This is a genomic window from Luteolibacter luteus (genome assembly GCF_012913485.1).
GTDB lineage: Bacteria > Verrucomicrobiota > Verrucomicrobiia > Verrucomicrobiales > Akkermansiaceae > Haloferula > Haloferula lutea.
In genome coordinates this window covers 2,653,990-2,680,461 of the sequence record NZ_CP051774.1, presented here as the reverse complement: position 1 = coordinate 2,680,461, position 26,472 = coordinate 2,653,990, and the positions used below count along the sequence as shown (strand labels likewise).

General features: G+C 62.1%; 17 protein-coding genes. 11 read left to right on the top strand and 6 right to left on the bottom strand.

What is annotated here, in order from left to right; translation table 11 throughout:
- The first annotated feature begins 82 nt into the window (after nucleotides 1-82).
- From HHL09_RS11280 to HHL09_RS11240, 10 genes are all read left to right on the top strand, one after another.
- Nucleotides 83-460 (top strand): GntR family transcriptional regulator, encoded by a 378-nt coding sequence (locus HHL09_RS11280; RefSeq protein ID WP_169454743.1) that lies wholly within the window; start codon nucleotides 83-85, stop codon nucleotides 458-460.
- Between the two features lie 6 nt (nucleotides 461-466).
- Nucleotides 467-925, top strand: coding sequence for an ATP-binding cassette domain-containing protein (locus tag HHL09_RS26395; protein WP_205761027.1), 459 nt, complete (start codon nucleotides 467-469; stop codon nucleotides 923-925).
- Nucleotides 828-1,367 carry an AAA family ATPase gene (locus HHL09_RS26390; protein ID WP_205761026.1) on the top strand — a complete coding sequence of 180 codons (540 nt, stop codon included), beginning with the start codon at nucleotides 828-830 and terminating at the stop codon, nucleotides 1,365-1,367. The genes HHL09_RS26395 and HHL09_RS26390 overlap by 98 nt, the downstream gene beginning before the upstream one ends.
- A gap of 4 nt (nucleotides 1,368-1,371) precedes the next feature.
- Nucleotides 1,372-2,976 (top strand): hypothetical protein, encoded by a 1,605-nt coding sequence (locus HHL09_RS11270; protein WP_169454742.1) that lies wholly within the window; start codon nucleotides 1,372-1,374, stop codon nucleotides 2,974-2,976.
- A gap of 95 nt (nucleotides 2,977-3,071) precedes the next feature.
- Nucleotides 3,072-4,367, top strand: a complete 1,296-nt coding sequence (locus tag HHL09_RS11265) for a hypothetical protein (RefSeq protein WP_169454741.1) — start codon at nucleotides 3,072-3,074, stop codon at nucleotides 4,365-4,367.
- A complete protein-coding gene (locus tag HHL09_RS11260) occupies nucleotides 4,364-5,695 on the top strand; it encodes a hypothetical protein (protein WP_169454740.1) in 1,332 nt (443 codons plus the stop codon). The genes HHL09_RS11265 and HHL09_RS11260 overlap by 4 nt, the downstream gene beginning before the upstream one ends.
- A 64-nt stretch (nucleotides 5,696-5,759) precedes the next feature.
- On the top strand, nucleotides 5,760-6,428 hold the full coding sequence (locus HHL09_RS11255) for a response regulator (protein WP_169454739.1): 669 nt from the start codon (nucleotides 5,760-5,762) through the stop codon (nucleotides 6,426-6,428).
- A gap of 110 nt (nucleotides 6,429-6,538) precedes the next feature.
- Nucleotides 6,539-7,516, top strand: coding sequence for an acetoacetate decarboxylase family protein (locus HHL09_RS11250; RefSeq protein ID WP_169454738.1), 978 nt, complete (start codon nucleotides 6,539-6,541; stop codon nucleotides 7,514-7,516).
- 20 nt (nucleotides 7,517-7,536) lie between these two features.
- Nucleotides 7,537-10,617: an ATP-binding protein gene (locus HHL09_RS11245; protein ID WP_169454737.1), complete on the top strand. Its 3,081-nt coding sequence runs from the start codon at nucleotides 7,537-7,539 to the stop codon at nucleotides 10,615-10,617.
- On the top strand, nucleotides 10,614-12,842 hold the full coding sequence (locus tag HHL09_RS11240; protein WP_169454736.1) for an FAD-dependent oxidoreductase: 2,229 nt from the start codon (nucleotides 10,614-10,616) through the stop codon (nucleotides 12,840-12,842). The genes HHL09_RS11245 and HHL09_RS11240 overlap by 4 nt, the downstream gene beginning before the upstream one ends.
- Before the next feature lie 40 nt (nucleotides 12,843-12,882).
- Here the strand turns inward: HHL09_RS11240 and HHL09_RS11235 are convergent, their stop codons facing one another.
- The 6 genes from HHL09_RS11235 to HHL09_RS11210 all read right to left on the bottom strand — a co-directional run bounded on the left by HHL09_RS11235 (nucleotide 12,883) and on the right by HHL09_RS11210 (nucleotide 22,908).
- Nucleotides 12,883-14,193, bottom strand: a complete 1,311-nt coding sequence (locus HHL09_RS11235) for a sensor histidine kinase (protein WP_169454735.1) — start codon at nucleotides 14,191-14,193, stop codon at nucleotides 12,883-12,885.
- Nucleotides 14,194-14,221: 28 nt separating this feature from the next.
- Nucleotides 14,222-15,418, bottom strand: coding sequence for an OmpP1/FadL family transporter (locus HHL09_RS11230; RefSeq protein WP_169454734.1), 1,197 nt, complete (start codon nucleotides 15,416-15,418; stop codon nucleotides 14,222-14,224).
- A 625-nt stretch (nucleotides 15,419-16,043) separates the two neighbouring features.
- Complete coding sequence (locus tag HHL09_RS11225; protein WP_169454733.1) at nucleotides 16,044-19,904, bottom strand: arylsulfatase; 3,861 nt, start codon at nucleotides 19,902-19,904, stop codon at nucleotides 16,044-16,046.
- 90 nt (nucleotides 19,905-19,994) lie between these two features.
- Entirely contained in the window at nucleotides 19,995-20,885 is an 891-nt protein-coding gene (locus tag HHL09_RS11220; RefSeq protein WP_169454732.1) for an MYXO-CTERM sorting domain-containing protein, read from the bottom strand.
- 146 nt (nucleotides 20,886-21,031) lie between these two features.
- The gene (locus HHL09_RS11215; protein WP_169454731.1) at nucleotides 21,032-22,381 is read right to left on the bottom strand and encodes a FecR domain-containing protein; all 1,350 of its coding nucleotides are present in this window, start codon (nucleotides 22,379-22,381) and stop codon (nucleotides 21,032-21,034) included.
- On the bottom strand, nucleotides 22,381-22,908 hold the full coding sequence (locus HHL09_RS11210) for a sigma-70 family RNA polymerase sigma factor (RefSeq protein ID WP_169454730.1): 528 nt from the start codon (nucleotides 22,906-22,908) through the stop codon (nucleotides 22,381-22,383). The genes HHL09_RS11215 and HHL09_RS11210 overlap by 1 nt, the downstream gene beginning before the upstream one ends.
- Before the next feature lie 400 nt (nucleotides 22,909-23,308).
- Between HHL09_RS11210 and HHL09_RS11205 the strand changes: the two genes are divergently transcribed.
- Entirely contained in the window at nucleotides 23,309-26,467 is a 3,159-nt protein-coding gene (locus tag HHL09_RS11205) for a beta strand repeat-containing protein (RefSeq protein ID WP_169454729.1), read from the top strand.
- Nucleotides 26,468-26,472: the final 5 nt, after the last annotated feature.

Below are 26,472 nucleotides of genomic sequence, written 5' to 3'. Positions count from 1 at the left end.
GGGCGGCGGTCCGGATGCGAAGCATGAAAAAGAATCCGCTTGCAGGTGTTACATGTAGTGTGTAACACTAAAAACACCTGCGGTGCTTCCGTTTTCCTTCCAGCTTCGCGACGGGGAACCGGTTTCCGATCAGATCGTGAAAGCGGCCCATCGGGCGCTGGCGAATGGCGAGCTTCGCGAAGGTGATCTCTTCCCCTCCGTGCGAGCCTTGGCGCAGGAGCTGAAGATCTCACCGACCACCGGCTTCAAGGTCATCCAGCAACTCAAGGACCTCGGCTTCCTCATCAGTCGGCCGGGGATCGGGATGGTCGTGCAAGCACCCCGTCTTCCTTCGCTCGAGCAGCGACTCGGCCTGCTCGAGCCTTCCGCGCGGCGCTTTCTGGAAGAAGCCCGCGGCCTCCATCTCACCGCTGCCGAACTCCAGGAATTTCTCCGCCGTCTCCAAGAACCCGAACGCTGAACGCCCATGATCACCATCCGCGGCCTGCAAAAACACTTCGGCAGAACCGATGCGCTTCGCGGTGTCGATCTGGAGATCCCGCAGGGGAAGGTCACGGCTTTCCTCGGGCCGAATGGCGCGGGCAAGACGACGACCATCAAATGCGCGATGAACCTGATCGAGCGCGATGCGGGCGAGATCTCGGTGCTCGATACCGACCCGCGCGAACTCGGGCCGGAGCATTGGCGGCGGATCGGCTACGTCTCGGAGAACCGCATCCTGCCCGGCTGGATGACGGTGCCCAAGCTGCTCGACTACGTGCGGCCGATGTATGGCGACCGCTGGCCGGGACTTCGAGAAGAAGATGCTGGCAGACTTCGAGCTGCCTTTGAAGACGAAGCTGCGCTCCCTCTCGCGCGGCCAGCGGATGAAGGCCGCGCTGCTCTCCTCGCTTGCCTATCGCCCGCAACTGGTGGTCCTGGATGAGCCCTTCAGCGGCCTCGATCCGCTGGTGCGGGACGAGTTTCTCAACGGCCTGCTCGAACTTACTGAAACGGAGGGGTGGACCGTGTGGATTTCCTCCCACGACATCGAGGAGGTCGAGCGCTTTGCAGACCGTGTTGCTTTCCTCAATGCCGGGCGCGTGGACCTGCAAGAGGACACCGAGGGTCTTCTCGCCCGCTTCCGGCAGGTCGAGCTGTGGTTCGATGAGGACGCGGCCAAGCCCGCGGAGATTCCGGAGGGCTGGCTGAATCTTCAGGCAAACGGGCGATCCATCCGCCTGGTGGATTCAAACTACGATGAATCCAGTAGTTCGTTCGCTTTCTCCAATTCTTTCCCTGACATGCGGCGCCACGAGGCGCGCCGGATGACCTTGCGGGAGATCTTTGTCGCGCTCGCCCGGAGCGGCCGGGCCAAACCCGTCTAAAGCCATGCCTCGCTCACCGCTTACCTGGTTCATTGCTTTCGCGATCGTGCTGCTTCATGCCGTCGCGCTGTTTCTCCAGCGAAAAGGGGATTTTCCGGTGATGGATTCCGCCTTGAGCGCGACTGTCGTGCCCGTGATTCTTCTAGGGTGGAGCGCCACGCGTGATGCACCGCCCTTTGGTGACCGTGCGTTTCATCGCACCTTGCCGCCTGGCGATAGTGTCGCCTTCCGTGGCGTCCTGATGGTTCATGTATGGGTCCTTCTTGGGATCTCGTTGGCCACGGCCATTTACTGTGCTTATTTCAACTTCGGGTGGGAGGCGGTTGGCTACGGACTCACATTGCGGACTCTTCCCTTAGGAGCTTTTATGATGATCTTCGGTGTCTGTGCCGCGATCGCAAGTTCCCCGGGGAGGGAACGCTATTTGGGGCTTCCCCTCATCCTTGGTGCTCCACTTTTTTCGATTTGGGCCATTCCTTGGAGAGGTCTCATCGGGGTAGAGCCAAGTGGACGAGGCGGCTGGTTTTGGTTGGGTGGGGCGGGAGTGCTGGCGACGATCTACTACCTCGCTGTCTGGTGGTTGGTATCCGTTCGTAGCCGCAAGATGTTCGCGATGGTGGTGGCGACTATCTTTGGCTTGTGGCTGCCGTGGCTTCCTGAGATTTTTGCCGTTTCTGTACTTCGTATCGCTGGAACGCCTGTCGAAATCGTAACGGCTTCTCCGATGGAACCGCCGGTGAAATGGCAACGGAAAATTTTTCCTGATCCGGAAGGTGACTGGGTTCCGGTGTCCCAAGTGCTCAATGTCACTGGCTTGAAAAAGGGCGAGGTCGCCCGGATGAAATATCTATGGATTGGGGGAAGCTCGAAGAGGGCCAGAGCATGGCATCTCGATATGCGACCATGGGGCGCGGGGGGCTCGCTCGATGCGAGCATCTCGAAAGACGGGTCAATCCTTTGGGGGAGGCAAGCTCTCGTGGAATCGCTGCGCGAGCAAATGCCACTGCTTGATGAGATCATGCAATTGGATCCCGATCATGGCCTGAGTGATCCGTCGGAGCTCATGTTCAAAAAGCCCTATGACGGACCGGTTGGGAAGGGCAATTCACATCTCTCTACCGGCTACTCCATGGCGGAATTCAGGGATGAGCAATGGAGGGCTGAAGTGGAGGTCTTCCGTTACGACTTCGCCGGAGTCATCGGTCTTCCTTTGAACGGGAGCAGCCGTGTTCCGTCAGGCGGCCGGATCTTCGCGGACATCCTGAAAGGTGAAGACCCTATTCTAGATTCTATTCGAGTGAGATACTGCACTACCACCACCGGGTCTCGAAATTGGATCGACAGGGGACAGGACGCCCCACCGGCAATGATGATTCTGGTGAATCCCAACGGAAAGAGAGCATACGCCGCAGAACTGGTTTCTGATCAGAGTTATTGGGGCCGGCTTTGGCTCGGCGTGGTGCACCGTTGGTCATTTCCGCTCAGCGGAGAGAACGCGAGGCTGATTCAGGACCTACAGGGTGGACGGGCTTACTTCTTTCTGCCCTCGGAGATCACCCAAGCCCGATCGGAGTCCTTGGCTCCTCCTCCGGCGGATTCCCCCCGCTGATTCCAAAAATCTCCTGCATTTTCCAGCGGACGGACGCGTAACAATCCGCCTAGGCTTGCGAACTATCAGGGTGTTTCCCAAGGACTCCTTCCGCCATGAAACCGATTGAATTTATCCCCCCGGCCGCGGCGCTGGTTGTTGCGGGCGTTTGGCTGGGCTCGCAGGGCCATTCGCTTTCTTCGCTGGTGGAAGAGAACACCACGTTGCGCGAGCGGTTGGAATCCGCCCGTCACGCTGTGCCTGAGGAAGAGGCGGGGAGCGGCTCCCCGCTGCTGCCCCCGGCGACGAAGGATGGCAAGATGCGGAAGATCGATTGGAAGCTGATCGCCCAAAACCACCTGCAGTCGAACAACGGCGAGAGCGTGGAGGACATCCGGCGGCAGATGCAGTTCCAGGCCATGATCCAGGAGCTGTCCGCGGATGAGGTCGTCCATGGGCTTGAGGCAATCGCGGGTCTTGATGTTCCCGAGCATGTTAAGAAGCAGCTGGAGATGAGCCTGATCAATGCGCTGGCGGAGAAGGATCCGGGCCTTGCCGTGGAGCGCCTGAGCCAGAGATTGGATGATGAGGGGGTCTCCTGGCAGCTTGGCAATACTTTCCGCAAATGGGCGGAGAAGGAGCCGGCGGGTGCGATCGCGTGGATGGATCAGCAGCTCGCGGACGGGAAATTCGAGAGCAAGACCCTGGATGGCAAAAGCGATCTCCAACTGAGGTGCGAGGCGGGTCTGGTGGCCGCGCTGCTTGAGTCCGATCCCGCGGCGGCGAGGGCCCGGGTGGAGGCGCTGCCAGAGGAACAGCGTTCCGCGATCTTTAACCAAGGCATGTTTTTCCGCATCAAGGCGGGCACCGAACTGGCGGTAGCGACCATGATCCGCAGCACGATTCCCGAAGGAGAACGGCTTTCGACACTGGGGAATACCGGCGGTCAGCTGGTTCACCAGGGCGGCTATGAGCGGGTGGGCGAGTTTCTTTCCAAGATCAATGCTTCACCGGAGGAACGGGGATCGATCGTTTCCGCCGCGATCCGGAATCAATCACACCGCTTCTCCGATAAACCCGGCGAGCTTGAGGAAGGGGTGGAGAAGAGCCGGGCCTGGATCCAGAAGGAGGCTCCGGAAGCCCTGAACCGGATCACCGGAGAGACCTTGGGGAATCTTGCTTCGAGGAACCGCTTCGACGAAGCGGCCCAGCTTGCCGAAAAGTATCATGCCGAAAGCGGGAGCGATGACGTGTTGGTCCCGTTCCTGAGGAACACCTTTGTCACCGATGCCAACCGGGACCGGGTCTTGCAGCTCGCGGGGAAGATCTCCGACGAAGGAAAACGCAACGAGGTCCTTGAGCAACTCGGACAACGCGGTCTCAACCCTCCCCAATCCGTCCCGACCCGATGAAAGCCTCCCTTACCATTACCGCGCTCATTCTCGCCGTGGCTGGTGTCATCGGCTGGCAAAACAAGGTGAAGCTGGAGGATGCGCATGCCGTGCGGGACCGTCTGAAGGAAGAGGCGAAGAGCCTCGGTCTGGATGCCGACGAGCTGTTGAAAAACGGGGCGTCCCCGCGCCGCATGAAGAGCCAGCGCGAGTCGACCGAAGACAAGCAGGCCCATGCGAAGGATTTCGCGAAGCGGCTTGCTGACTTTGCGAACGAGATGAATGCATTCGAGAAGCAGGGCCAGGAGCCGGGCCCGGAGATGCAGAAGCGCATCTTCGCCATCATCGATGAGATGTTGAAGCTGGATGCGGGACAACTGAAGGTGGTCGTCGCGGAGTTGAAGGTCGCGCCGGGGATCGACGAGGAGATGCGGCGCGGGATCATCGGCTTCGCGATCATGACCCTTTCGGACCGCCAGCCATCGGCGGCGCTGACGCTCTATGTGGAGTCTGCGGACCTGCTGAAGGGACCCGGAAGTCCGGGAGATCACCTGGTGACGAGCGCGCTGGCAAAGTGGGCGGAGGATGATCCGGTGGCGGCGATGGAGTGGTATCGCAGCAATACGAAGGAGCATCCGGACGTGGTGTCATCCAGTGCGAGGCTGGGACTTGTGACGGGTGCGGCGCGGCAGGATCCGCGCTTGGCTTTCAAGCTGATCAGCGAGCTTGGCCTGAGCTCGGACATGCAGGTGGGCCAGAATCTGGCGCGCCAGACGAAGACTACGGCGGAGAAGACCGCGTTGCTGGCGGCCTTCCGCGAGCAGATGAAGGGCACCAGCGATGCAGATACGAGCAATGCACTCCGCAAATCCATCATGGAGGGCATGGCCACGAAAATGACCGAGGAGGGCTATGAAGCATCGGCTTCCTGGCTCGGCACCGCGTCCCTGAGCCAGGAAGAAGCACAGGCGATGGCGAAAGGGCTGAGCTCCTGGCAGATGAAGGGGGACGACACCGGGAAGTGGATCGATTGGATGTCCGACAAGCTGCCCGCAGATGCCTTCAAGGAGAAGGTGAACGATATGATGCGCAATTGGACCACGCGCGACTACAAGGCCGCCGGCGAGTGGATCAATGCCACGAAGGACGGCCCCGTACGCCAGGCCGCAGCCCAAACCTATGCGGTCACGGTAGCCCCGTATGAGCCGGAGTCCGCGGCCCAGTGGGCGGAAACCCTTCCTGCAGGAACGGACCGCGACCAGGCCTTCAAGAGCATTCACGCGGAGTGGAAAAAGAAGGACGAGGCGGCGGCGGCGGAGTTTGCCCGGAAGAACGGGATTGCCCCCTGACGGATTTCCGTGTCGCTTCCGGGGTAGCTTCCTGATACCCGGTCAGGAAAATTCCCCGCCCCGGATGTCTGCCAATCCTCAAACTCGTGACTTATTGTTGGTGGATGATCACCCGATCATCCTTGTGGCCGTCAAAGCCTTGGTGGAATCCAAGATGCCGGGCTACCGCCTTCACTGCGCGCAGTGCCAAGCAGATGCCGTGGAGATCGCGGCGACCGTGAAGCCCGCCCTTGCGGTGGTGGACATGGTCCTGCCGGATGGCGATGGACTGGAACTCATCCGCAAGCTGAAGGATATCAACTCCACCTGCAAGGTGCTGGTTTTCAGCATGCAGTCGGAGCTTCGCTACGGTCCCCGAGCGCTCAAGGCGGGTGCTTCCGGTTACCTGATGAAGGGAGACCGCGTCTCCGCTTTGTTTGAGGCGCTCCAGATGGTGGAGGCCGGGCGCATCTATTGTTCGCCTGCGCTTACCGAGGAGATGATGCGGAGTTGGTCGAAAAATCCGGCCGCAGGGATCGAGACTCTCAGCGACCGAGAGTTCCAAGTCTTCCGCCTGATGGGTGAGGGCCGCTCGACGAAGGAGATCTCGAAGTTATTGGAAATCAGCACGAAAACGGTGGATAGCCATCGTGAGAACATGAAGGCGAAGCTCGGTTGTTCCAATAGCACCGAGTTGTTGCTCCAAGCCCGTGACTGGCTTGGTATCGCAAATGGCAATATCAGGGATACCTGAGGCCGAACTCCATGGGAAATTCTCCGATGGTAAGAGGTAAGCGCTTTTGTTAGCGTCTCTTTTTTAATATCGGAGAGTTAACCCTGTCCGATTTTTCCCCTCCCTCACGAATGATCCCCTATACCGAACGTGATACCGACCTTAATTTCAGGCCTCCCTACCGGATTACCGGGGTGGAGTCGCTGTCGGTCGTCAGGAAAATCAATGGGGACGAGGCCCAGAAATGGATCGATGAGACCCTGAACTGGCGGCCGGATGGAGCGGAGCCGGAGGTGAGATTCACCGCCCTGCCGCTGGCATTCGTCATCTTCATGAAGATGGCGGAGATGCGATCCATGGATCCTCTCCATAGTGATTGGGGAGCGGTCTCGGAGTCAGAGATGGTGGTGACGCTGCCGGTGGTGGCATGGGGGAAGGGGTTTCCCTCCATCAAGTTCTATCCGATCGTTCTCTGCCTCGATTCCTCGCCAGCGATGATCAGCGGGCGGGAGGCCTTCGGCTTTCCGAAGATCATGGGCCAGGTGGATATCGACGCGAATGGTGGTGAGGCCCGCTGCGAGGTCACGCCGAAGCTCGGCCAGCCGAAGACGGCGAAGAATTGCCGCCTGCTCGCCCTGCTGCGCACCGATGAATCCGTTGAAGCGGAAGACATCGGCGAGCATCGTTCTTTCTCGAAGAGCCTCGCGGAAGTCGTGAAGGAAGAGCTTCTGGGGGAAGCTGAACCGGGCTTCCTGGACGATCTCTGGAAGATCGACTGGGGCGATATCCTGATCGATTCGATTTTCGAGAAGGCCATCGCGATGTTCGGGGATCTCAAGAGCTCGCAGGAGTTCGTTTTCCTGAAGCAATTTCGCGACGTCACGAATCCGGCAGAAGCCTGTTATCGCGCCGTGGCCACCAGCGACATGACCTTCTCCAATCTCACGCACCTGAGCCGTGAGGAAGGAGAGTGGGAGCTTGTCGTGCCGGAATTCCGCAGCAGCGACCTGCTTCATCGCATCGGCCTCGTTTCGGGGAAGGTGGGGGCACCTCTCCGGGCGAAGTTTCAGTTCGATTTGTCCTTGGGCCGGAAGATCTGGTCCACCTGAGTTGAAAAGACCACGACCACATGACCACGGGGAGTCATACGGGACCGGCATTTGATAGCGCGGAACAGGCCACCGGCACCGGTGGTCCGGCGGCGTGGTGCCTCTGGGAGCGGGATGAGGATGAGATCGATCATCCCCATGGCTTGGAAGCGGGTGATACCACCGATGGCGCCGATCTGCTGAAGGTGTTACTGGCACGTGCCGCGGGGATCTTGGAAGAGAATCCGGCAGCGCTGCTGGTGCTCATGCCCGGACGTGCCGGGGAAGATGGCACCGCGTCCCAATTGCTTGGCGGCCTTTCCGCGATGGAGCTGGATGGACTGATCATGGATGAGCGCACGGCGGGCATGTTGCCGCCGCCGTACCGTACGGAGCGCATCGGCTTCCTGCCCGGGCTGCTGGCAGAGCCCTTCTGCGCGCATCGGCTCGAAGCGCGGAAAGCGGTGACAGCGGAAAAGGTCACGCCGCCAGCGCGCGCGGATCTGTGGAATTGGTTGGTCGAGCGCATCGAGAAGAACGGCGAGCGGGATTCGATCCACCAGATCAATATCACCGGTCCGGCCGGTGCGGGGAAATCCCACCTCATCGGTGCGTTGGTGACTTGGCTGGTGTCGCGGGGGATGACCGTGGCCCGTGTCTCCTGCTTGCCCTCGGATGTTCCCGGAACTTTCTCTGCATGGCGGGAGCTGCTTTCCCAGATCGGCGGCACGCGCGTTCCGGAGGTTGTGAAATCGCTCGGCGAAGAGCTGACCTTGGACGAGGGACTGGTGAAGAATCTGGTCCGTTTCCTTTCGGAGCCGATCCAGGCGGATCCGGCGGTGGAGAGCGGCCTGACCCAGCTCCAGTATAAGGACATCCTTCCCGAGTTCACCGCGGCCGTGCTGGTGCGCCTGGTCGGGAGCTTGCCGGTGGCAGTCATCGTGGATGACATCCAGTGGATGGATGAAGGCAGCCAGAGCGTGGTTTCTGCCTTGGGACGCTTGGAGGGCTCATTGCTGCTGGTAATCGGCCGTCGCGGCCAGCCGGCACCCGAGGATATCCCGCTCGGGCCGATGTCGCTGGAAGAGCATCGCCACCTGCTCACGGAGCTTTCCGGCTTTGAGCGGGTCACGGATGAGCTGAACCACGAGATTCATCGTATTTCCGGCGGGCTGCCGCTGGTGTCCCGCGAAGCCATGGCGGTGATGAGCAAGCGCCGGCGCCTGCTCAGCATGGGTGGCACCCTCGACTTGGCTGCGGAAAGCGAGATCGGAGCCGCCGGGAGCAAGGGCGAGATGACGCTGACCGAGCGCTTCCGTGATCTTTCGCCGCGCTTGCGGGCCCTGCTCGGTGCGTGCGCCGTGTGGCGCGAACCTTTCACCCGGAAGCAAGCGGAGCTGACTGCGCTCGCCTGCTCGCCGGGCATCGACTTCAAGACCTGCTGGGAATCGTCGTCCCTCGGTGAGTTCATCGTGTCTGCGCCTGGTGCCCGTGGACGCTTTGCCTTCTATCACGACCTGCTTCGCGAGGCTGCCTTGTCCTTGCTCTCCGACCGCGATCGCGTGGCAGGCCACGGGGCCGCCTTGGAATGGATGACCGCCAAGTCGCCGCGGGATTTCTCTCCGTCAGAGGCGGCTTTCCACGCCCGGGAGTCCGGCCGCGATGAAGAGGCGATGGATCTCTTCGACCGCGCCGCGCGTGCCGCCTTGGGACGTTTTGCGCTTCGTGAAGCCCGCGAAGCAGCTCGCGCCGCGCTGGAGCTCGACCGGCCTGCGGAGCACGGGGGAAATCCGGTGGCGATTGCCCGCAGGGCGCGGCTCCTGCAGATCGAAGGCGAAGCCGCCTTCCACTGGGGCATGGTGGAGGATGCCGTAACCTTGTTAGAGAAGGCGCTGGTTCTTTACGGTGTCAGTCCGAGACAGGGGCAATTCCCCATTAGCCCCGGGATGCTGATGCGCCACGGTTGGCTTTTCATCACCGGGAGGCCGAAGTCCGGAGCGACCGCTTCCCCGGTGCTTGAGGGTGCCGCGCGCGCGGCACTGATGCTCGCTGAGATTTCCTATTTCCAGAATGACCAGAAGCGCTCGGCGGAATGCTGCATCACCGCGCTGGATCTCGCGTCGAAGAATGGCGAGAGCGCGGTGCTGGCATCGCTCTGCGCGGCGATTGCCTGTCCCATGTCGGGTCGGCGCCCGCGCTGGCTTGCGGAGCGTTACCGGGACATCGCCCGCGCGATGATCGGTCGGGTCGGTGACCAGACGGAGAAGACTTACATCGAACACGTGGGCTGCCTGGTCGATCTCGACAAGGGTCGCTGGCAGGAAGCGATGAACCGTGCCGCGGGCAATGTCGATTACTGGCGTTCGCACGGTCACGGCCGCCGTGTGGAAGAGGCCGCGACGCATGCTTTCTTCGTCGCCTACTTCCAGGGAAACCTTTCAAAGGCGGCCGAGTGGGCGGGGATTCTCAATGAATCCGCGGTCAAGCGCACGGACCGCCAGTCGCGGACGTGGGCGGCGATGATGGGAAGCCTGCATGCCCTTGCTTGTCATGGGCCGAAGGAAGCGGAAGCGCAGTGCCGCCAGATCGCGAATCACGGCGGGGATGCCATCACGCAGGCATCGATCCACGTGATGCGGGCCATTTGTGCGTGGCGCTCGGGCAATCCGTGGCAGGCGATGGAGCGCTTGCGCGATGCCGAAGATCTTGCGGGTACGCATGCGCCGGTTTCGTCCACGCAGTTCCTGATCGCGGATGCTTCGGTGCTGCTGGGAGAGATGCGCGTCTGGGGGCCGCCGGAACTCTCGGAGGACCGGCAGTTCGGTGATCTCACCTCGCGTTTCATGAAGCGCACGGCCCAGTTCGCGACCAGCTTCGAGATCGGCATGCCGATCTTGCTTTGCGCGAAGGGCCTGCATGGTACCGGTGGCGGCGGAGAGTTCTTGAAGGCGGGCAAGGCCGCCGGCCGGCTTGGCGCGAAGTTCTTTGAAGCGCGGGCGAAGTGTTTCCATGCCGTGAAGGCAGGTGGGGCGGGGGTTCTGGAGGATGGACTTGATTTGCTGGCGCAGTGTGGCGCCGAGGCAGAAATCGCGAAATTCAAGCAACTATCCATAAAGACATGAGTGACCCCCGGGAGCATGTGGCAATTTTAGGCGGAGGTGTTGGCGGCTGCATGGCGGCCTATTGGCTTACCTCTACTCCAGAGCTCCGGGCGAAGTATCGCGTCACCCTTTACCAGACCGGCTGGCGTCTCGGAGGAAAGGGTGCCAGCAGCCGCAGCGGCGAAACCTGCCGCAGCGAGGAGCACGGCCCGCACGTGTGGTTCGGCTTCTACGAGAACGCCTTCAAGACCCTGCGCGCCGCCTTGGATCGGCACAAGGAGTTGGGCTATTCCGTCGGTGACTGCATCGAGTGGGACCAGTTCTTCTCCGCGGCCCGCGAGGGAGTCTTCTATCATCAGGACAAGAAGGGCGATTGGCATCCTTGGCGGATGGAGCTCGAAGAATACCCGGGTAGCCCCGGCGATGGTACGCCAGCGCTCGACGTCCGTGGAAGTTTGTGGCGCATGGCCGACCAGCTTGCGGACAATGTCCGCGTCACCGGGGCGGTCGGCTCGCGGGTCCTGAAGGTGATCCGCTGGGCCAGCAAGTTCCTTGAGCGGCCGGTCATTCCCTGGAAGCCGGGCACATGCCCCGTGGGAGTGAATCCCGGCGATCCCTCGGGACGTGGCGAGGAACTCTCCGAGTATCTGGTGAATCTGGCCGGCAGCGAGCAACTCTGGTACGGGGAGTTGATTGTCGGACGCCTGTTGAAATGGGCGCTCGATTGGGCAGGACGCCGGCTGCGCAAGATGTCGGAGCGCGACGATCTTTCCGAAGATGATCTTCGCGAGATCTGCCTGGCCGACCTTTACCGCACCTGCCTGCGGGGCGCGCTGGTGGACGTGCTGGTGCGGGACAAGACGTTCAAGGATCTCGACAACATGGAGTTCCTCCAGTGGCTCAAGAGCCACGGCGCGATCTACCACGATCTCCGATATTCGCCGTACTTGCGCGGTTACTACGACACGCCCTTTGCCTTCTCCGGGGGCAAGACGCATGACACGACGAATGCGAACTTCGCCGCAGGGGCCGCCTTGCGCGGATTCTTCCGGATCTTCTTCGGCTACAAGGGAGCCTACGTTTACCGGATGACCCTGGGCATGGGTGAGTGCGTGTTCATTCCGCTCTATCGCGTCCTGAAAGACCAGGGGGTCAGCTTCGAGTTCTTCCACAAGGTGGAGAAGCTTGTGCCCGATGCGGATGGAAATCGCGTGGCCCGCATCGAGTTCAACCGCCAGGCAAGGTTGAAGCCCGAGCTGAGCGAATACTATCCGCTCAAGGAAATCATCGCCGACCATCCGGAGAAGGGTAAGGTCGTCTGGCCTGTCTGGCCGGATCAACCGATGGAGGATCAATTGCAGGCCGACAGCCTTCCTCCGCATGGCGATCCCGGAATGGAATCGGATTGGAGCCAGCATCGGGTCGAGACGGTGGTGCTCCGGGATGCCGCCAGTGCCGAGCCCGGTGCGAAAGACACCTTCGACCACGTGATCCTCGCGATTCCTCCGCAGGCTCACCCGCGGATTGCGGGCGAGTTGCTGGAAGAGAGCCCGCGCTACAAGATGATGGTGGATACCAGCGAGTCGATCCGCACCATCGCCTGCCAGTTCTGGTTTGCCGGGGGCGGTGACGGGCCTGATGGCTTGCGCTGGGACCCGAATGAATATTTCTGCGAGTATGCCTTGGCGGGATCTGCGCCGGATCCTTTCAACATCGTGGTCGAAGCCACCCCGATCCTCCGGACGGAATGCACCAACCAGGCAAAGCATCTCATCTACCTCTGCGGTCCCGAACCGGATGACCCGAACGAACCGGCGCCGGGCACCGATCCGGGCTATCCGGCACGCGAAAAAGCCCGCGTGAAGGAAGTCTGCCGCCAGTGGCTCGCCTCGCATTCCGCCTTGTGGCCGGGCATTTGTTTGCCGGGCACCGAATGCCTCGATCCGAAAGCGCTCTACCATCCGGATCCGAATGCCACGGATGAGGAACGCTTCGATTGGCAGTACTTCCGGATCAATATCGATCCGTCCGAGCGCTACGTCCTTTCGACGAATACCGGCACGCCTCACCGCCTCTTCCCATGGGAGAGCGGCTTCAACAATCTCTTCTTCGCGGGAGACTGGTGCCGGAACTCGATCGATATCGGTTGCGTGGAGTCCGCCACGACGTCGGCGATGCTTGCCGTGAATGCCCTGACGAAGGGCAGCCCCTCGATGGCGATCATCGAAGGGCAGCAGTACATTTGATGGCTCCGGCCAGGTCCCTGGAACTTGGTCGGGCTATCGCTCAATGGTCCGATATTTCATGAGACAGGCCTCGCGCCAGAACCGCGATGCGCCTGAGCTCGTGCTGGCATTGATCGAAGCGCGATCTCATGTCCCCGGGAGGGTACTCCTCGCGAGCGATCTCCCAGCGCATCGATTCCGCCACGAGTTCCTGTGCCAAGACATCGTGCAGGTAGGAGGAAAGATCGTCCCGTGCAGCGGGAAGGCCGCCGGACCAGGTATTGTGCACCAGTGAGGCGAAAGATCCCGCCACGCCCGTTGCGGAAAGTTGATCGGCCCTGCGTGCCACCAGCAACTCCAAGCCCGACGAGCCCGTCAGCCGCAAGGTTACAGGCCGGGAAAGCGAAATCACCAGGCCGAGCTCCAGCCAATGCAGGGGATCCACTTCGCCCTGCCATGAAATGCGGCAGCGCACGCGGTCCGCATCTTCCTCTGCCTCGATCTCATAGGGCACGCCGATGTGCATCAACTCCTGCGTGAGCCAGAAGACCATCCGCTGCAGGTCATCCGGCGCGCGGCGCTCGGCGGGCAGGCGGGACTCGATCCAGGAAGCCGCCAGCGGCCACTCGGCGAAGACCGACTCAAGGCTGCCGAAGCGATCCACGCGTTCCTGCCAGCGTGTCTTCATCTCGCCCGCATGCGCCGGATCTACGGCGCGCTCGAGCCTTCTGCTTTGCAGTAGCCACTCCCACAAGGAGCGGCGCGGGCATGGCAGGCGGAATTCGATCACGGTGCCCTCGATCGGATGCACGATCACCTCGCCCCCACAGCGGCCCATCCGGCGGCGCATGGTGGACATGCCGATCCCGCCTGACTTCGTAGGCGAGATGCCGCGGCCATTGTCCGCCACGGTCACCGCACAGCCTTGCTGCAGTGGTACCATCACCACCTCGATCCGGGAGGCTGCGGCATGGCGCATCGCATTGCCGATGGCCTCGCGGACTGCCAGGTAAAGTTGGCGCGCCGCCTCCTGGCCGATGTCGGCGACCTTGCCGATGCGCTTCATGGCCACCTCCCCGCCATCGCGGGCGAAGGCTTGCAGCTTCACTTCCCAGCCATGCCATGCTTGATCGAGCGTCTCCACCGCCCCGGCGTGATCGGTGGCCGCGAAGGTCTCGCTCACCACCGCGAGCACCGTTTCGAGGGAATTCCGCGATGGCTCGGGGATATCGAAGCGGGGATGTGAAACGCGAGCCACCAGCGACTCGAGTGGCTGGATGACATCGCGGCGGATGCGGTCGCTCACTTGCGAGCCGCTCCAGTTCTCGTCGCGGCGACGAAAAGGCATCCAATGATCGAAAGGATCATTCATGGCGGAGGAAAGAGTTGTTGGGGTTCGCTTACCAGAACCAGCGCACCCCGGCCGAGAAGCCGTGGGCACGGTAGTTCAGCTTGCCATTGGCCGTGACCCCCGTGGGAGGAAGGGGAGCTCCGCCGCTGATTTGCCGCGGTTTGCCGTAGCCGTATTGATAGGTGAATTCGGCAGCCCAGCATTCCGTGCGATAGCCGGTGCCGATGCTTCCCACGTGAAGGTCCACGTCGGGCAGCCGGGGATTGAAAGTCACATCGGGAGTTGTCTTCTCGGCGAACCAGTAGCCCGCGCCGAGCCACCAGCCGGAGTCCCACTTGCGGGTGACACCGGTGCCGATGGTGAAGCTGTCTTCCCACAGCAGCGGCTCGACCAGCGTTCCGCCCGGGCTCTGCACCGCGAATTCATCGAAGGAGGACCACTCGGTATAGGTCACATCGAATTCGAAGAGCCACTTGTCATTCGGCTTGAAGGCGTAGCCAAGCGTGGCCTCGACCGGGAATTCCAGCTCGGCTTCCGCCGGCGCCACCGCCGTGTCGGAGGTGGGGAAGAGGAGCACCGTGGTGCTATGGCCCTTATAGGTGACCGGCGACCAGTAGCGGACCGTGCCGCCCAGCGTGTGTCCTTCGATCGGTTCCCAAGCGAAGCCCGCGCCGGCACCCCAGCCATCGCCTTCGCCTTCGATCGAGAAGGTGTCTCCCGGCACCACGATGCCGCGGTTGATGTCCGCGCTGCTGGTGGTGGCGCTCAGTGAGATCCCGAAGCGGAAGCTCGGGGTGACTTCGAAGCCGAGGGCCGCCGTGCCCGCCATGAAAAGCAGCTCGGTATCGGTCGCGAAGGCGCGCAGCGGCGAATTCTCCGGCCACTCGTTCTTCTGGCCGAAGGGTGAGTAAAAGCCCAGGCCGAGGGATGCCCCGTCCCACAGCGGCGTGGAGGCGAAGGCGCTTGCTGCCACCGCCGGGCCATCCTTGAGGTCCGTGTGGCCGCCGGGCCCGGTATGCTCCACCTTGTAGTCCAGCACGTATCCGGTGACCAGCAGGTCGGAGCCTTGCCCGGCTCCCAACAGTGCCGGATTGTAGTAAACCGCAGAGGCATTGGTATTGGAGGCCACTCCTGCGTTGCCTCTCGCCAAGACTTCCGGATCGTGATACGTGAACTCGATGCCCAAGCCGTGGCTAGGGCTGGCAGATATCGCGAGGAGGAGGGCAAGATACGGAGTTTTACTCACGCGGCAGCGTCTAACACGACCGCGCGGCTCTCCGCCAGCCCCGGGTAGTAGGAAATTCTCCCATCCCAAAAAGGGAATGCTCCCGATGGCGCTACGTAGTTTTACTTTCGATGATCCGTGTCGATCTGGGTTTCAACCCTCCCAACCCGACTGACGCGATGAAAGCCGCTTCCGCCCAACTCCTCTCCGCCATCTTCCCCGTGGCGGTGAACCCTCCCTGTGGCGGGTTGTGGCGTCGTGGACAGTTCCAAGATCGCCCCCCCCAATGAAGTGGTTCCAACATTCCGGGCCCTCTCGTCCCGACCCGGCGGACTCCTCCCGCCGGGTCGAGGATGGGGCCGCCAATGCGGGTTCCGCCTTCGAAGTCCCGGCGCCGCTCCTCCCGCCGGTAATCCAGTGGGTCATCTGGCCCGCGACCGCCGTTTTCGGTTTTTTGCCCGGTCTCATCGCACTTCCCTACGGCTCCTCCGGCCAAGGGGGTGAGGGGACCTCTGAAGATTCCTCCCGTCTCTGACGGCCTCAGGTGGGGTTCCATGGCCGCCGCGTTACTGCTCATGACAGCGGCCATGGAATCACACCACCGGGGGCTATCCTCATGCCCGCGGGGTTTCCCAAGAGTGGTTACTCAAGGCAGAGCCTCGATTTTCAAGAAGAGCCGGTCTTGTCCGGCGAGCTCTCCCGGAGAGAGCGTGAGCGTGGCGCTTTCGTAACCCGGGCTGCCCGCCAGTGCCGAGGTGGACTCCTCGGTGGCTGCCGCCTCATGCCAAGTGCTCAAGTTCGTGCTGACCATGTAGCGGTAGTTCAAGCCGGCCGCAGCGAAGCTGCTGAGCCGGCGGTGCGCGAAGCGGAAGGTGCCAACGGAGGGCTGCATCAGCACCAAGGAGGTCGCCGCCACGAAGGCGTCCGACCGGTCCGGGTGCGTACCGAAGGCCCACTCGCCGAAGTTGTCCATTCCATCGCCATCCGGATCGGCGAGCAGGGAGCTCTCCCCTCCATCGAGGCCGGAGTTCAGCAGATACTCCAGGCCGAGCGAAGCGGCCAAGGGTAGCTTGCGCACCGCGAAGTTATCCATCTGTGCGAAGCCCGTCGCCCGGGCGCTCAGCGCCAGATAGTTCGCATTCGCCTCATCCCAGGCGAAGTTCCGCGTCGCCGCGGCAGAACTTGGATCCAGATCGAGCTGCTCCCCATCGAAATAGGCGGAGACCGTCACCGGAGCTCCAGCCGCGAAGCTGCTGCAGGCGAAGGATGCGGTCAGCGTGCCCTTGGTCTTGCCCACCGGCACCGTGGCCACCACCGCGCCATCGGCCCACATCTTCACGTTGCCATTGAGATCCAGCTCCAGGAAGCAATCCGCGGTGCCGATCACCGTGCCATTGCCACGGATCGGCGGCGGATTGGCGGTGCCGATGTCATTTCCCGCTGCAGCTTGGGCCGCGTTCAGGCCGACGCCGAAGCCCGCGTAGCGGTTTGCGGTGTCGGTGGCATCGCTGTTGAGCGAGAGAACGCGCAGCGACACCGAGAAACCGCCGGCATCCACGATGTCCTGGCCAGTGAAGTTGTGGTTCACGCCGCTTTCGCTCATGCCTGCACCGGTCGCCATTTGCAGGATATTGTCGGTGATCTGGATCGAGTCCGTCGTGCCGCTGCCTTCCCAGCCTTCGAACCAGGTGGTGCCGCTGCCGAGCGGAGGCACGCGGCTGCCGCTCATGCCGCTATTCGAGGCATCGATGTCCACTGCTGCCGCGCGGTTGAAGGTATCAAGAAACAAGTCCGCGGTGGTTGGAGCCGGCGTGAGGTTTGAGGGAGGCGGAGTGATGAGCCTCTCGGGAGGAAGGCCGACGCGGGTGCTCCAGGCATTCCATTCGTCCACGAGCTCCACGACCTTTGCCGGGTTCTGCGCGGCCAGGTCATTGCTTTCGCCCGGGTCCGCATCCATGTCGTAGAGCAGCTTTTGATGGGCGGGGAATTCCCCATCGAAGGCCCTGAAGTTCTCGGTCACCAGCTTCCACTTGCCCTTGCGGATCATGCGGTTTGCTTCGTGTTCCACGAAGATCGGGCGTTCGGCCACCGCCTGTTGGTCCAGCAGGGGCTTCAGGTTGATGCCTTCCAGCGGCAGCACCGGATGACCATTGAAGCTGCTTGGCTGTGGCGTGCCGGTGACGGCGTTGATGGTGGCCACCACATCGACCAGATGACCCGGCGTTTCCACCCAGAAGTTCTTCCCGCTGAAACCTGCGGGCCAGTGGACGATGAAGGGCGCGCGGATGCCGCCTTCATGCGTGAAGTGCTTGAAGAGCTTCAGCGGGGTGTTGCTGACATGGGCGAGTCCGCCGCCGTAGTGGATCATGTCGCCTTGACCCGCTTGGCCCATGTTTGCCAGCGCGGCGCCGGTCAGCGGGGCACCCGTGGTATTGCCGAAGATCCCGCCCTCATGGTTGCCACCATTGTCGGACATGAAGAAGATCAGCGTATTGTCCAGCTGGCCCGTCTGCTGGAGGCGCGTGACCACCTTGCCGACGTTATCGTCCAGCTTCTTGATCATCGCGGCATAGAGTGACATGCGGCGCGTGAGGTCCGCCTGGCGATCGGCAGGCAGCGTGTTCCATGCTGGAAGGGGCACGATCGGCTCTGCCTGGTGGGGGCCGGTGCCGCCAAGTCCCGGGAAGGGATAGCGGCTATCGATCACGCCATTCGCCAGCTGGCGGTTGTAGCGTGCCTGGCGGATCACGTCCCAGCCTTGGGCATAGGTCGAGGTGAAGGTGTCAGCCAGCGCTGCCGGGGCCTGGATCGGGAAATGCGGTGCACCGAAAGCGAGATACATCGCGAAGGGCGCGCCATCCGCCTTGTTCAGGTTGTGATTGATGTAGTCGACCGCGTAGTCGCCGATGGCATCCGTCTGGTAGAAGGTCCCACCCGTGCCGGCATAGTCGCGGAAGGGAATCTCATTGTTCCGGGAGACGAGCGTGTAGGCCGATTGGTTCCATTGGTCGGTGTTGTTGGCCTGGCCGTTGCCCATCCGCCACACGTGCTGGAAGCCGCGGTTCTCCGCGAGCAGCGCGCCGTTTCCGAGGTGCCATTTGCCCGCCATGTAAGTACGATAACCATAGGAACCGAGAAGTTCAGCGAAGGTCACGTTGTTGTCGTTCCGCAGGTCCGGCAGGGCGGCGGCGGGATTCACCGCGCCTTGCTGCGGATAGAGGCCGGTCAGCAGGGACACGCGGGTCGGGCTGCAGCGGGCGCTGTTGTAGAACTGGCGGAAGCGTGCGCCATTTGCGGCTAATGCATCGAGGTTCGGCGTGGGAATCTCGCTGCCGTAGCAGCCGAGGTCGGACCAGCCCATGTCGTCCGCGAGGATCACGATGACATTGGGGCGGTTCGCTGCCACTTGCTTGATGGTTGCAGTGCCGCTCGCGATGATCTGGGCACTGCTATTCGACACCGCGTAGGTGAAGGTGGTGTCTCCCAAGCTACCATCGACGGTGGTGGTGATCGTGCCGGTGCCATTCGCCGCGGCCCCGCTGTTGCCGCCGTTCGGAAAGCTGACTGACTTGTCCGCCGTGATTTGGAAGGTCGCGCCCGCAGGCATGCCGGTGGTGGTCCAGCTCAGGTTGACGGGGAGCGCGGTGTTGTTCGCCGGCACGAATTTCGGGTCCGCCGAGAAAGTCACCGAAGGCACCGGCGTGAAGGTGGACACCGAGAAGTTGTCGATGCTGACGAAGGTGTTGTCCCGGCCGTCCATCGCGATGTAGTTCGCATTGGTATCGGTCCAGGTGAAGGTGCCGGATCCGACTACCGTGGTGCCGTAGAGGACTTGGAAGCCGACGACGCTGCCGGCATTGAAATCCTGCACGGAGAAGTTCGCGGTGAGCTTGCCTGTCTTCGCCGCCACCGTGGCCGTGCCGAGCACCGTGTCGCCGCTACCCCATGTCACCGTGTTGTTGCCACGGATTGCATACCAGAAGTCCGCCACGGCATTGGTGCTGGTGCCGAAAGCATTGCTGAGATGCGGCTGGGCTGTGCCATTTCCCATCGCGTCTCCCATCGACGCGGCCTCTGCCGCCGTCATCCCGATGCCAAAAGCGCCGCCTTGGCCGGCGGTCGCCTGATTGTAGCCGGTGACATCCATGCTCACCGAGAAGCCTCCCGCGTTGAGGATCGGGGCATTGGTGAAGTTGTGGTTCACGAAGGCATTTGCGGTGCCCGTGCCCACTTTCACCCGGAAGACGTTCGAGAGGATCTGGCTACCGCCGCCATTGGCCGGATCCGCATCCGGTGCTCCATAGGTGGGGGGACGGCTGGCCGGGTCCAGCCATGGCTGGCTGTAGACGCCGTCCTCGGGCAGGGCAGTGCCGGTGTTGTTAGTGATGCCGGTCAAGACGGCATCGATGTTCCGGTTGTCGGGGCGATCGAAGGTGTCGCTGAAAATGATGTCCTGGGAGTGGCAGGGAAGCATGCCGGCCAGGAGCGCAAGCAAAGGTAGGCGCATCTTGGTGAATCAAGGAACGGTGCGAACAAAAAGCGCCGGGCCGCCATGGAAGACGACCCGACGCCGTTTCATATGTGTCCTGGAAAGGAATCAGGCCCGGCGGCGACGCAGCAGTGCACCCAGTCCGAAGAGGCCGAGTGCCAGAGCGGACGGTTCCGGCACGGTGGCGACAACGAGGTTGTCGAGGTTGAGGAAAGTGTTATCCCGGCCATCCATCGCGATGTAATTCGCGTTGTTGTCGGTCCACAGGAAGCTGCCGGTCCCTTGGGTTGTACCATTGTAGAAGACCTCGAAGCCGACCGTGCTGCCTTGGTTGAAATCAGGCACGGTGAAGACCGCGGAGATCGTGCCGGTCTTGGCGGCGACGGGCAGTGAGCCGAGAACCGTATCGCCGCTGCCCCATGCGATGGTGGCATTTCCGCGGAGGCCTACCCAAAAATCTGCGAGGGCACCCGTTTGGCTCGGCAGGCCGCTGCCGAGTGCATTGCTCATGTGGAGCTCGTTATTCTGGTTCGCGACGGCATCGCGCATTGATGCCGCTTCAAGCGCTGTGAGGCCGATGCCGAAAGCGCCGCCTTGGTTGATGGTCGTCTGGTTGTAGCCGGCGACATCCAAGCTCACCGAAAAGCCACCGGCCGTGAGGATCGAGGCATTGGTGAAGTTGTGGTTCACGTAGGCATTCACCGTTCCCGCACCGTACTTCAGCTGGAGCTGGTTGGAGAGGATCTGGGAACCGCCGCCGTTGGCCGCATTGGCATCGGGAGTACCATAAAGCGGCGACTGGCTTGCCGGGTCGATCCACGCGTGGGTGTAGACATTGTCGGCGGTGAGATTCGAGCCGGTGTTGTCCACGATGCCGGTCAGGGAGGCATCGATGTTCTTGCTGTCGGCGCGGTTGAAGCTGTCCGAGAAGAGGACGGCACCGTGCGCGGAAACCTGCAGCGCGGGCAGGCAGGCCAGGAGGGCGGAGCGGAGTTTCATGGGGCTTTTTGCGGATCGCCGGGAAAGAAAGAGAGCTATCGGGGGAACGACGCCCACCGGGTGTCCACAGGAGAGGTTTCGCGACGGGCGCGAAGTGTTCCCCGCAAAATTCCGCATGACACAAGGGTGCCAGCGCCTTCCGCCACTCAATCTTCCAGGAAGACGCGGATCTCGTCCGTGGACGCGCCCGCATAGAAGATGATCTTCACTGTCCGCCGATCCTCGGAAAGGGTCACCGAATCAGGGTCGTTATCGATTTGCTTCAGCTCGATGCCGCGGTGGGTGGCCGTCCAACTGGCGGTGGAGAAGACTCCATCGCTTTTCTCCAGAGACTCACGGAGGCAACTGATGGCCAGGACCGGCCGATCAAAGGTAACCTCTCCCTCAAGGCGGATGAAGTAGTCCTCGGGAGAAGTTCCCACGGGGTCATAGCGCAGCAGGATGCTTCGCAGCCTCCTTCCGGCCTGGGGTTCCATGGTTTTGGCTGAGCCGTCGAAAGTTCCGGGCAGTGATCCCGGTCCGATGATCTCGGCTTCGAGCGGGCTCGTGAATGGGATGCCGCGGCGTTCGGGGATCACCAGCACGTGCTCGCTATCCTCGCTTAGGGCGACCTTTTCAGGAACGTCCGGGCTGGCCGGAATCACCGAGCCGGTGGTCGAGAGGATCCCGGAGGCAAGGGGCCAGGTGTTCTTGAAGCCGGAAGGATCGAATGCCACGGACTGCAGCGTGTCCTGCGCGTTGCTCGTGAGGGCTTTGCCCTGCTCGAGACGGATTTTCTCGCTGCCTTTTTGCACTTCCACCAAGCCGTCGAGCACCACGAATTCCGAGCGTCCGTCGGGCGATGCAGAGATGCCGAAAGAGGTTCCAAGATCGGTGAGCTCCGCGGACTTGGTGCGGACCTTGAAACCATGGGCCGACTCCGGGCACCACGCATTCAGGCGGCCGGATTCGAGGGCGATCTCCATGCCGGATACCGTGGTGAGCTTGGCCGGTGCTTCCACCGCGACCACCGCTCCGTTGTGGAAATCGAGCCGGATCAGGCCGCTGGTTTCCGTGAGCTTCTCACCCGCCTTCACCGGAGTCCGGGAAAGCACGATTCCCGCCTCGTCCATCCGAACCAGTGTCGCCACATCCTTCGCGGGATGGAGCATCTTCCAAGCAAGCGGAAGGGCCGCGAGAGTGAGGACCGCGGCAGCGGCGAGACCCTTGGCAAAACGGTGCCGCGCGATCCGGCGCGTGACTTTTCCGGCGAAGGCGAACTCGCCTTCCTCGGCGGTTTTCATCACGTGGGCGGCGGTCCTTTCCGCGAAACCGGGATCGTCCCGCTCCAGCGAAGCCAAGGCTCGCGAAACCGCGAAGTGTTCCCGCAGCACGGCGCGCAGGCTCGCGTCCTCGCGTACCATCGAAACCAGACGCGCACGTCCGGCCTCATCGATCCGCTCTTCGGAGAGCGCTTCGAGAAGCTCGATGAACTCGTCTGGAATTTCGGCCGCCATCAAATCGTGCTTTCGATCGAACCCTTCAGGCAATGTGCCAAGGCCTGTCGTGAATGGAAGAGCATCTTCCTGACGGCCACCGGCTTCATTGAAAATTCATCCCCGATCTCGGCGGAGTTCCGGTCGTGGAAATAGCGCGCTTCGACAATGCCCCGCGCCTTCTCGGAGAGCTTCTTCATGCAGGCGCGTAGCGCGTCCTGCCGATGGCTCAGATCGGAAAGTCCGCCGGCCTCCAAGTCGTCATCGGAAGACTCTAGCATCAGCGTCGTCAGGTTCTCATCCAGCAGCCGCTGGCGGCGATTGAGCTTGGCCGTTTCATTGAGCACCAGATTCTTCGCGATCGAGCGCAACCATGCGCCCGGGTTTTCCACCGCCTCGAATTCTCCCCATTTCCGGTAGGCCACGAGGAAGGCATCCTGGGCCATGTCATCCACCCACGCCGGATTCACCCCGAGCCCCTGGATGTAGTATCGCAGGCTCGAGTGATGCTCGTTGATCACGCGTGTGAATTCCTTGAGATCCGGCATGGCCTCGTAGGGTCAGTGTGACGAAACTGGCAAGTGTTCCCCGAAAACTTCCGGAAAACTTGCCGCTGTTCCGATATTGCTCAAGAGACGGCCTTCCGGAGATCGCCATTTCCCGCCTGTTGTGCCTGTTAAAACATGAAAAATAACAGGGAGAGAGGGAGGGAATGAAGGCATTGAGGGTCGAAGTGGAGCGTCTGGCGCGGAGCGGGATGGCGAGCGGAAAGCATGTCGATACCTTCACCCAGTTTGTCGCCCTCGAGCGGCGAGCTTCTACTGCCAGACGGTGCTTTTTTGGAGAAAGAACGATGTGCCGACCATGGTGCCGAGCCGGGTTGATCGCCCCCCCGTACGTCCGAAGGAGTATTGCGCCTTGTCCCCATGGCAAGGGATTCTGGGCACCATGCGTCCCACACCCGTCGCCCGCCTAGCTTGGTTCTCGCTGCTTTCGCCGCTGGCAGTTTTCACGGCACCCCGTGCCACTGCCGTGGACTCTACCTGGAGCGGTAGTCCTACCGATGGTAACTGGCATCTGCCTGCGAATTGGACCGCGGGAATTCCGGATGGCGCGGATGATACCGCCATCCTCGGAGCTTCTTCTTTCACGGAGCTCCTGATTCAGGAGGACCTCACGCTGGGAGGCATGAATTTCATGGCGATGACGGCTGACTACACCATCGGCGTCAGTGGCGCCGGGTCTGCCGGACACAAGCTGGTCTTCAGCGGTGCGGGTATTCTCGGGGCGGGATCCGGTGTGCAAACCTTCGTCACCCTCGCGGACGATGGATCGGGCAAGGCCGGAGGCATCGCCTTCATCAACGGTGCGATTGCCGGCGATTCGCTGGGTTCTTCCCCTTTCATCTTCATCAATGAAGGCAGCGGAATCTCCGGTGGCCTGGCGGGCGGGCTGCTCTTCGATGACAACAGCTCCGCGGGCCGCTCGGTCATCGATAACCTAGAAGGCGTGGGTCAAGGTGGCTTCACCGAGTTTCGCGGCAGCGCCACCGCTGCCAACTCGACCATCCACAACCGGGGTGCGGCGAGCGCTTCTCCCAGCCCGAACGGGGAGCTGCGCTTCTACGATTCCGCGACCGCGGGAAACGCCACGATCTTCTCCTACGGCGGCACCCTCAGCGGCGGCAGGAGCGGCAGGGCAATCTTCTACGACAGCGCCAGTGCGGGTAGTGGCACCTTCGAGAACTTCGGTGGCGCCGGTCAAAGCGGCCTGATTGATTTCCGCGGGCAATCCACGGGCGGGGAGGCGGTCATTCTCAATCACCACGGTGCGAGCGCGGGAGAGAGCGGGGGTCTCACCCGCTTTTACGAGCAATCCACCGCGGGCGGAGCTCAGATCATCAATGAGGGAAGCACCGGCGCGGGAATCGCAGGTGGCTTTACCCTTTTTGCGGACTCCTCGAATGCCGGTACCGCGCTTATTTCCAATCAGGCGAACGCGATCATTGAGGGCAACCTCTCTGAAACCCGCTTCGCTGGAAATGCTTCCGCTGCGGGAGCGAGCATTACCAACGAAGGAGGCATCCTGTCCGGTGGCAGAGGCGGGCTTACCGACTTCACGGAGAACAGCACCGCGGGGCAGGCGGAGATCATCAATGAAGCCGGAACCGTCTCCGGCGCTCAAGGGGGGCTGACCGGCTTCTACGACGACTCCACGGCCGGATCGGCATCCATCACTAACAAGGCTGGCACCGTTTCTGGCGCGCTTTCTTCCTACACCTACTTCCTTGGCAACTCTTCGGCAGATTCCGCCGTCCTCATCAACGAAGGCAGTGCCACCGCAGGAGCCGGGGGCGGGGCGATCATCTTCTGGAACTCCTCGGATGCGGGAAACTCGGTCATCACGAACCAAGGCGGCGTATCCAATGACGGCAGCGGCCGGACCGAATTCATCGACAGTTCCAGTGCTGCGAACGCCACTCTAACAAATGGAGGTGGCACCGCCTCCGGAGCCCGCGGCGGCACCTTGGCCTTCCGCGGCAGCTCGGACGCCGGAACCTCCGATATCACGAATCATGGCGGTTCCGTGAATGGTGCGAATGCCGGCTATACCTGGTTCTACGATAGCTCCAGCGCTGGCTCCGCCACTTTCAATAACCGGGGAGCGCTGGTCACCGGTGCCACGGGAGGCACGCTCCAGTTCATCGGCACCTCCACTGCCGGTTCCGCACTGATCACCAACCATGCTGCTACGGTTTCGGGAGGCTCGCGTGGCTGGACGGAGTTCTTCGGTTCCTCCGTTGCGGGGAATGCCACCATCAACAATGGCGGCTCATCTGTCTCGGGTGCCTCGGGTGGCGTCACTGCTTTCAGGGGAACTGCCAGTGGCGGGACTTCCGTCATTACCAATCAGGCCACCGCCCACAGTGCGGGCTACACCTATTTCTACAATTCCTCCACGGCTGGCGGCGCGACCATCCACAATCAATCCTTCGCCACCACCACGACCAGTGGCGGCACCACCCAGTTCTACAACACCTCCAACGCGGGCACCGCCACCATCAACAATGCCGCAGCGCAGATGATGGGGGGCAATACCGGTTGGACCCAGTTCTTCGATTCCTCTAGCGCCGCCAGCGCCACCATCACCGCCGCTGGAGGAAACTATCACGGCGGGGTCATTGCCTTCTACGATAACTCCACGGCGGGGTCGTCCAAGCTTATCGCCCAAGGAGGGATTTCGGGTGGCAGCATCCGATTCCAAGGGAATGCCAGCGGCGGTAGCGCGGCGGTTCGATTGGATAATTATGGTAGCCTGAACATCGTCTCCCTCAGCTCCGCAGGCACCACCATCGGCTCGCTGGAGGGCAATGGCTGGGTCTCATTGGGCGACAAGAAGCTCACCATCGGAGGGAACAACCTTTCCACCACTTTTAGCGGCTCGATCCTCGGGACGGGCGCTTTGGAAAAGAACGGAAGCGGCACCCTTTCCTTGGCCAGTGCCTCTTCCTACCTCGGCGGTACCACCGTTTCCGGCGGCAGCCTGCTGGTGAACAATACCACCGGCTCCGCCACCGGCGGCGGGGCGGTGAGCGTGATTTCCGGAGGCATCCTCGGTGGCGGAGGAATCATTACCGGCACCGTGGAGATCGGGAGCGGTGGCTTCGTTTCCCCCGGCAATAGCATCGGCACGCTCACCACCGGCAGCCAGACATGGATGGGCGGTGGATCCTATCGCCTGGAGCTCGGGGCCGTCACCGGCACGGCGGGGACGGAATGGGATCTTCTCGGCATCAACGGCCAGCTCGACATGGCGGACATCGGCCTGAACACCTTCGATCTCGTTCTCAGCGGGTCGCTTGGAAATTTGCAGGCGGATACCTTATATGAATGGGTCATCGCCAGCACCACCGCAGGCTTCGGCGCTGGTTTCGACGAAAGCGCCATCGGCTTCGACGCCACCGGATTCCATCCGAATTTCGGCGGGGACTTCAGTATCCGCCGTTCCGGAAACCAACTGGTGTTAGGTTTCCAGACGATCCCGGAACCTTCGGCGATCCTCCTCTGCGGGCTTGCCGGGCTGATGGTCCTGCGGCGCAGGCGTTGAGCGGG

Bases quoted from the DNA above. Each gene is read 5' to 3' on its own strand.
- HHL09_RS26395 (WP_205761027.1), top strand. From the start codon at position 467: ATGATCACCATCCGCGGCCTGCAAAAACACTTCGGCAGAACCGATGCG.
- HHL09_RS11270 (WP_169454742.1), top strand. From the start codon at position 1,372: ATGCCTCGCTCACCGCTTACCTGGTTCATTGCTTTCGCGATCGTGCTG.
- HHL09_RS11265 (WP_169454741.1), top strand. From the start codon at position 3,072: ATGAAACCGATTGAATTTATCCCCCCGGCCGCGGCGCTGGTTGTTGCG.
- HHL09_RS11260 (WP_169454740.1), top strand. From the start codon at position 4,364: ATGAAAGCCTCCCTTACCATTACCGCGCTCATTCTCGCCGTGGCTGGT.
- HHL09_RS11255 (WP_169454739.1), top strand. From the start codon at position 5,760: ATGTCTGCCAATCCTCAAACTCGTGACTTATTGTTGGTGGATGATCAC.
- HHL09_RS11250 (WP_169454738.1), top strand. From the start codon at position 6,539: ATGATCCCCTATACCGAACGTGATACCGACCTTAATTTCAGGCCTCCC.
- HHL09_RS11245 (WP_169454737.1), top strand. From the start codon at position 7,537: ATGACCACGGGGAGTCATACGGGACCGGCATTTGATAGCGCGGAACAG.
- HHL09_RS11240 (WP_169454736.1), top strand. From the start codon at position 10,614: ATGAGTGACCCCCGGGAGCATGTGGCAATTTTAGGCGGAGGTGTTGGC.
- HHL09_RS11235 (WP_169454735.1), bottom strand. From the start codon at position 14,193: ATGAATGATCCTTTCGATCATTGGATGCCTTTTCGTCGCCGCGACGAG.
- HHL09_RS11225 (WP_169454733.1), bottom strand. From the start codon at position 19,904: ATGCGCCTACCTTTGCTTGCGCTCCTGGCCGGCATGCTTCCCTGCCAC.
- HHL09_RS11220 (WP_169454732.1), bottom strand. From the start codon at position 20,885: ATGAAACTCCGCTCCGCCCTCCTGGCCTGCCTGCCCGCGCTGCAGGTT.
- HHL09_RS11215 (WP_169454731.1), bottom strand. From the start codon at position 22,381: ATGGCGGCCGAAATTCCAGACGAGTTCATCGAGCTTCTCGAAGCGCTC.
- HHL09_RS11210 (WP_169454730.1), bottom strand. From the start codon at position 22,908: ATGCCGGATCTCAAGGAATTCACACGCGTGATCAACGAGCATCACTCG.
- HHL09_RS11205 (WP_169454729.1), top strand. From the start codon at position 23,309: ATGCGTCCCACACCCGTCGCCCGCCTAGCTTGGTTCTCGCTGCTTTCG.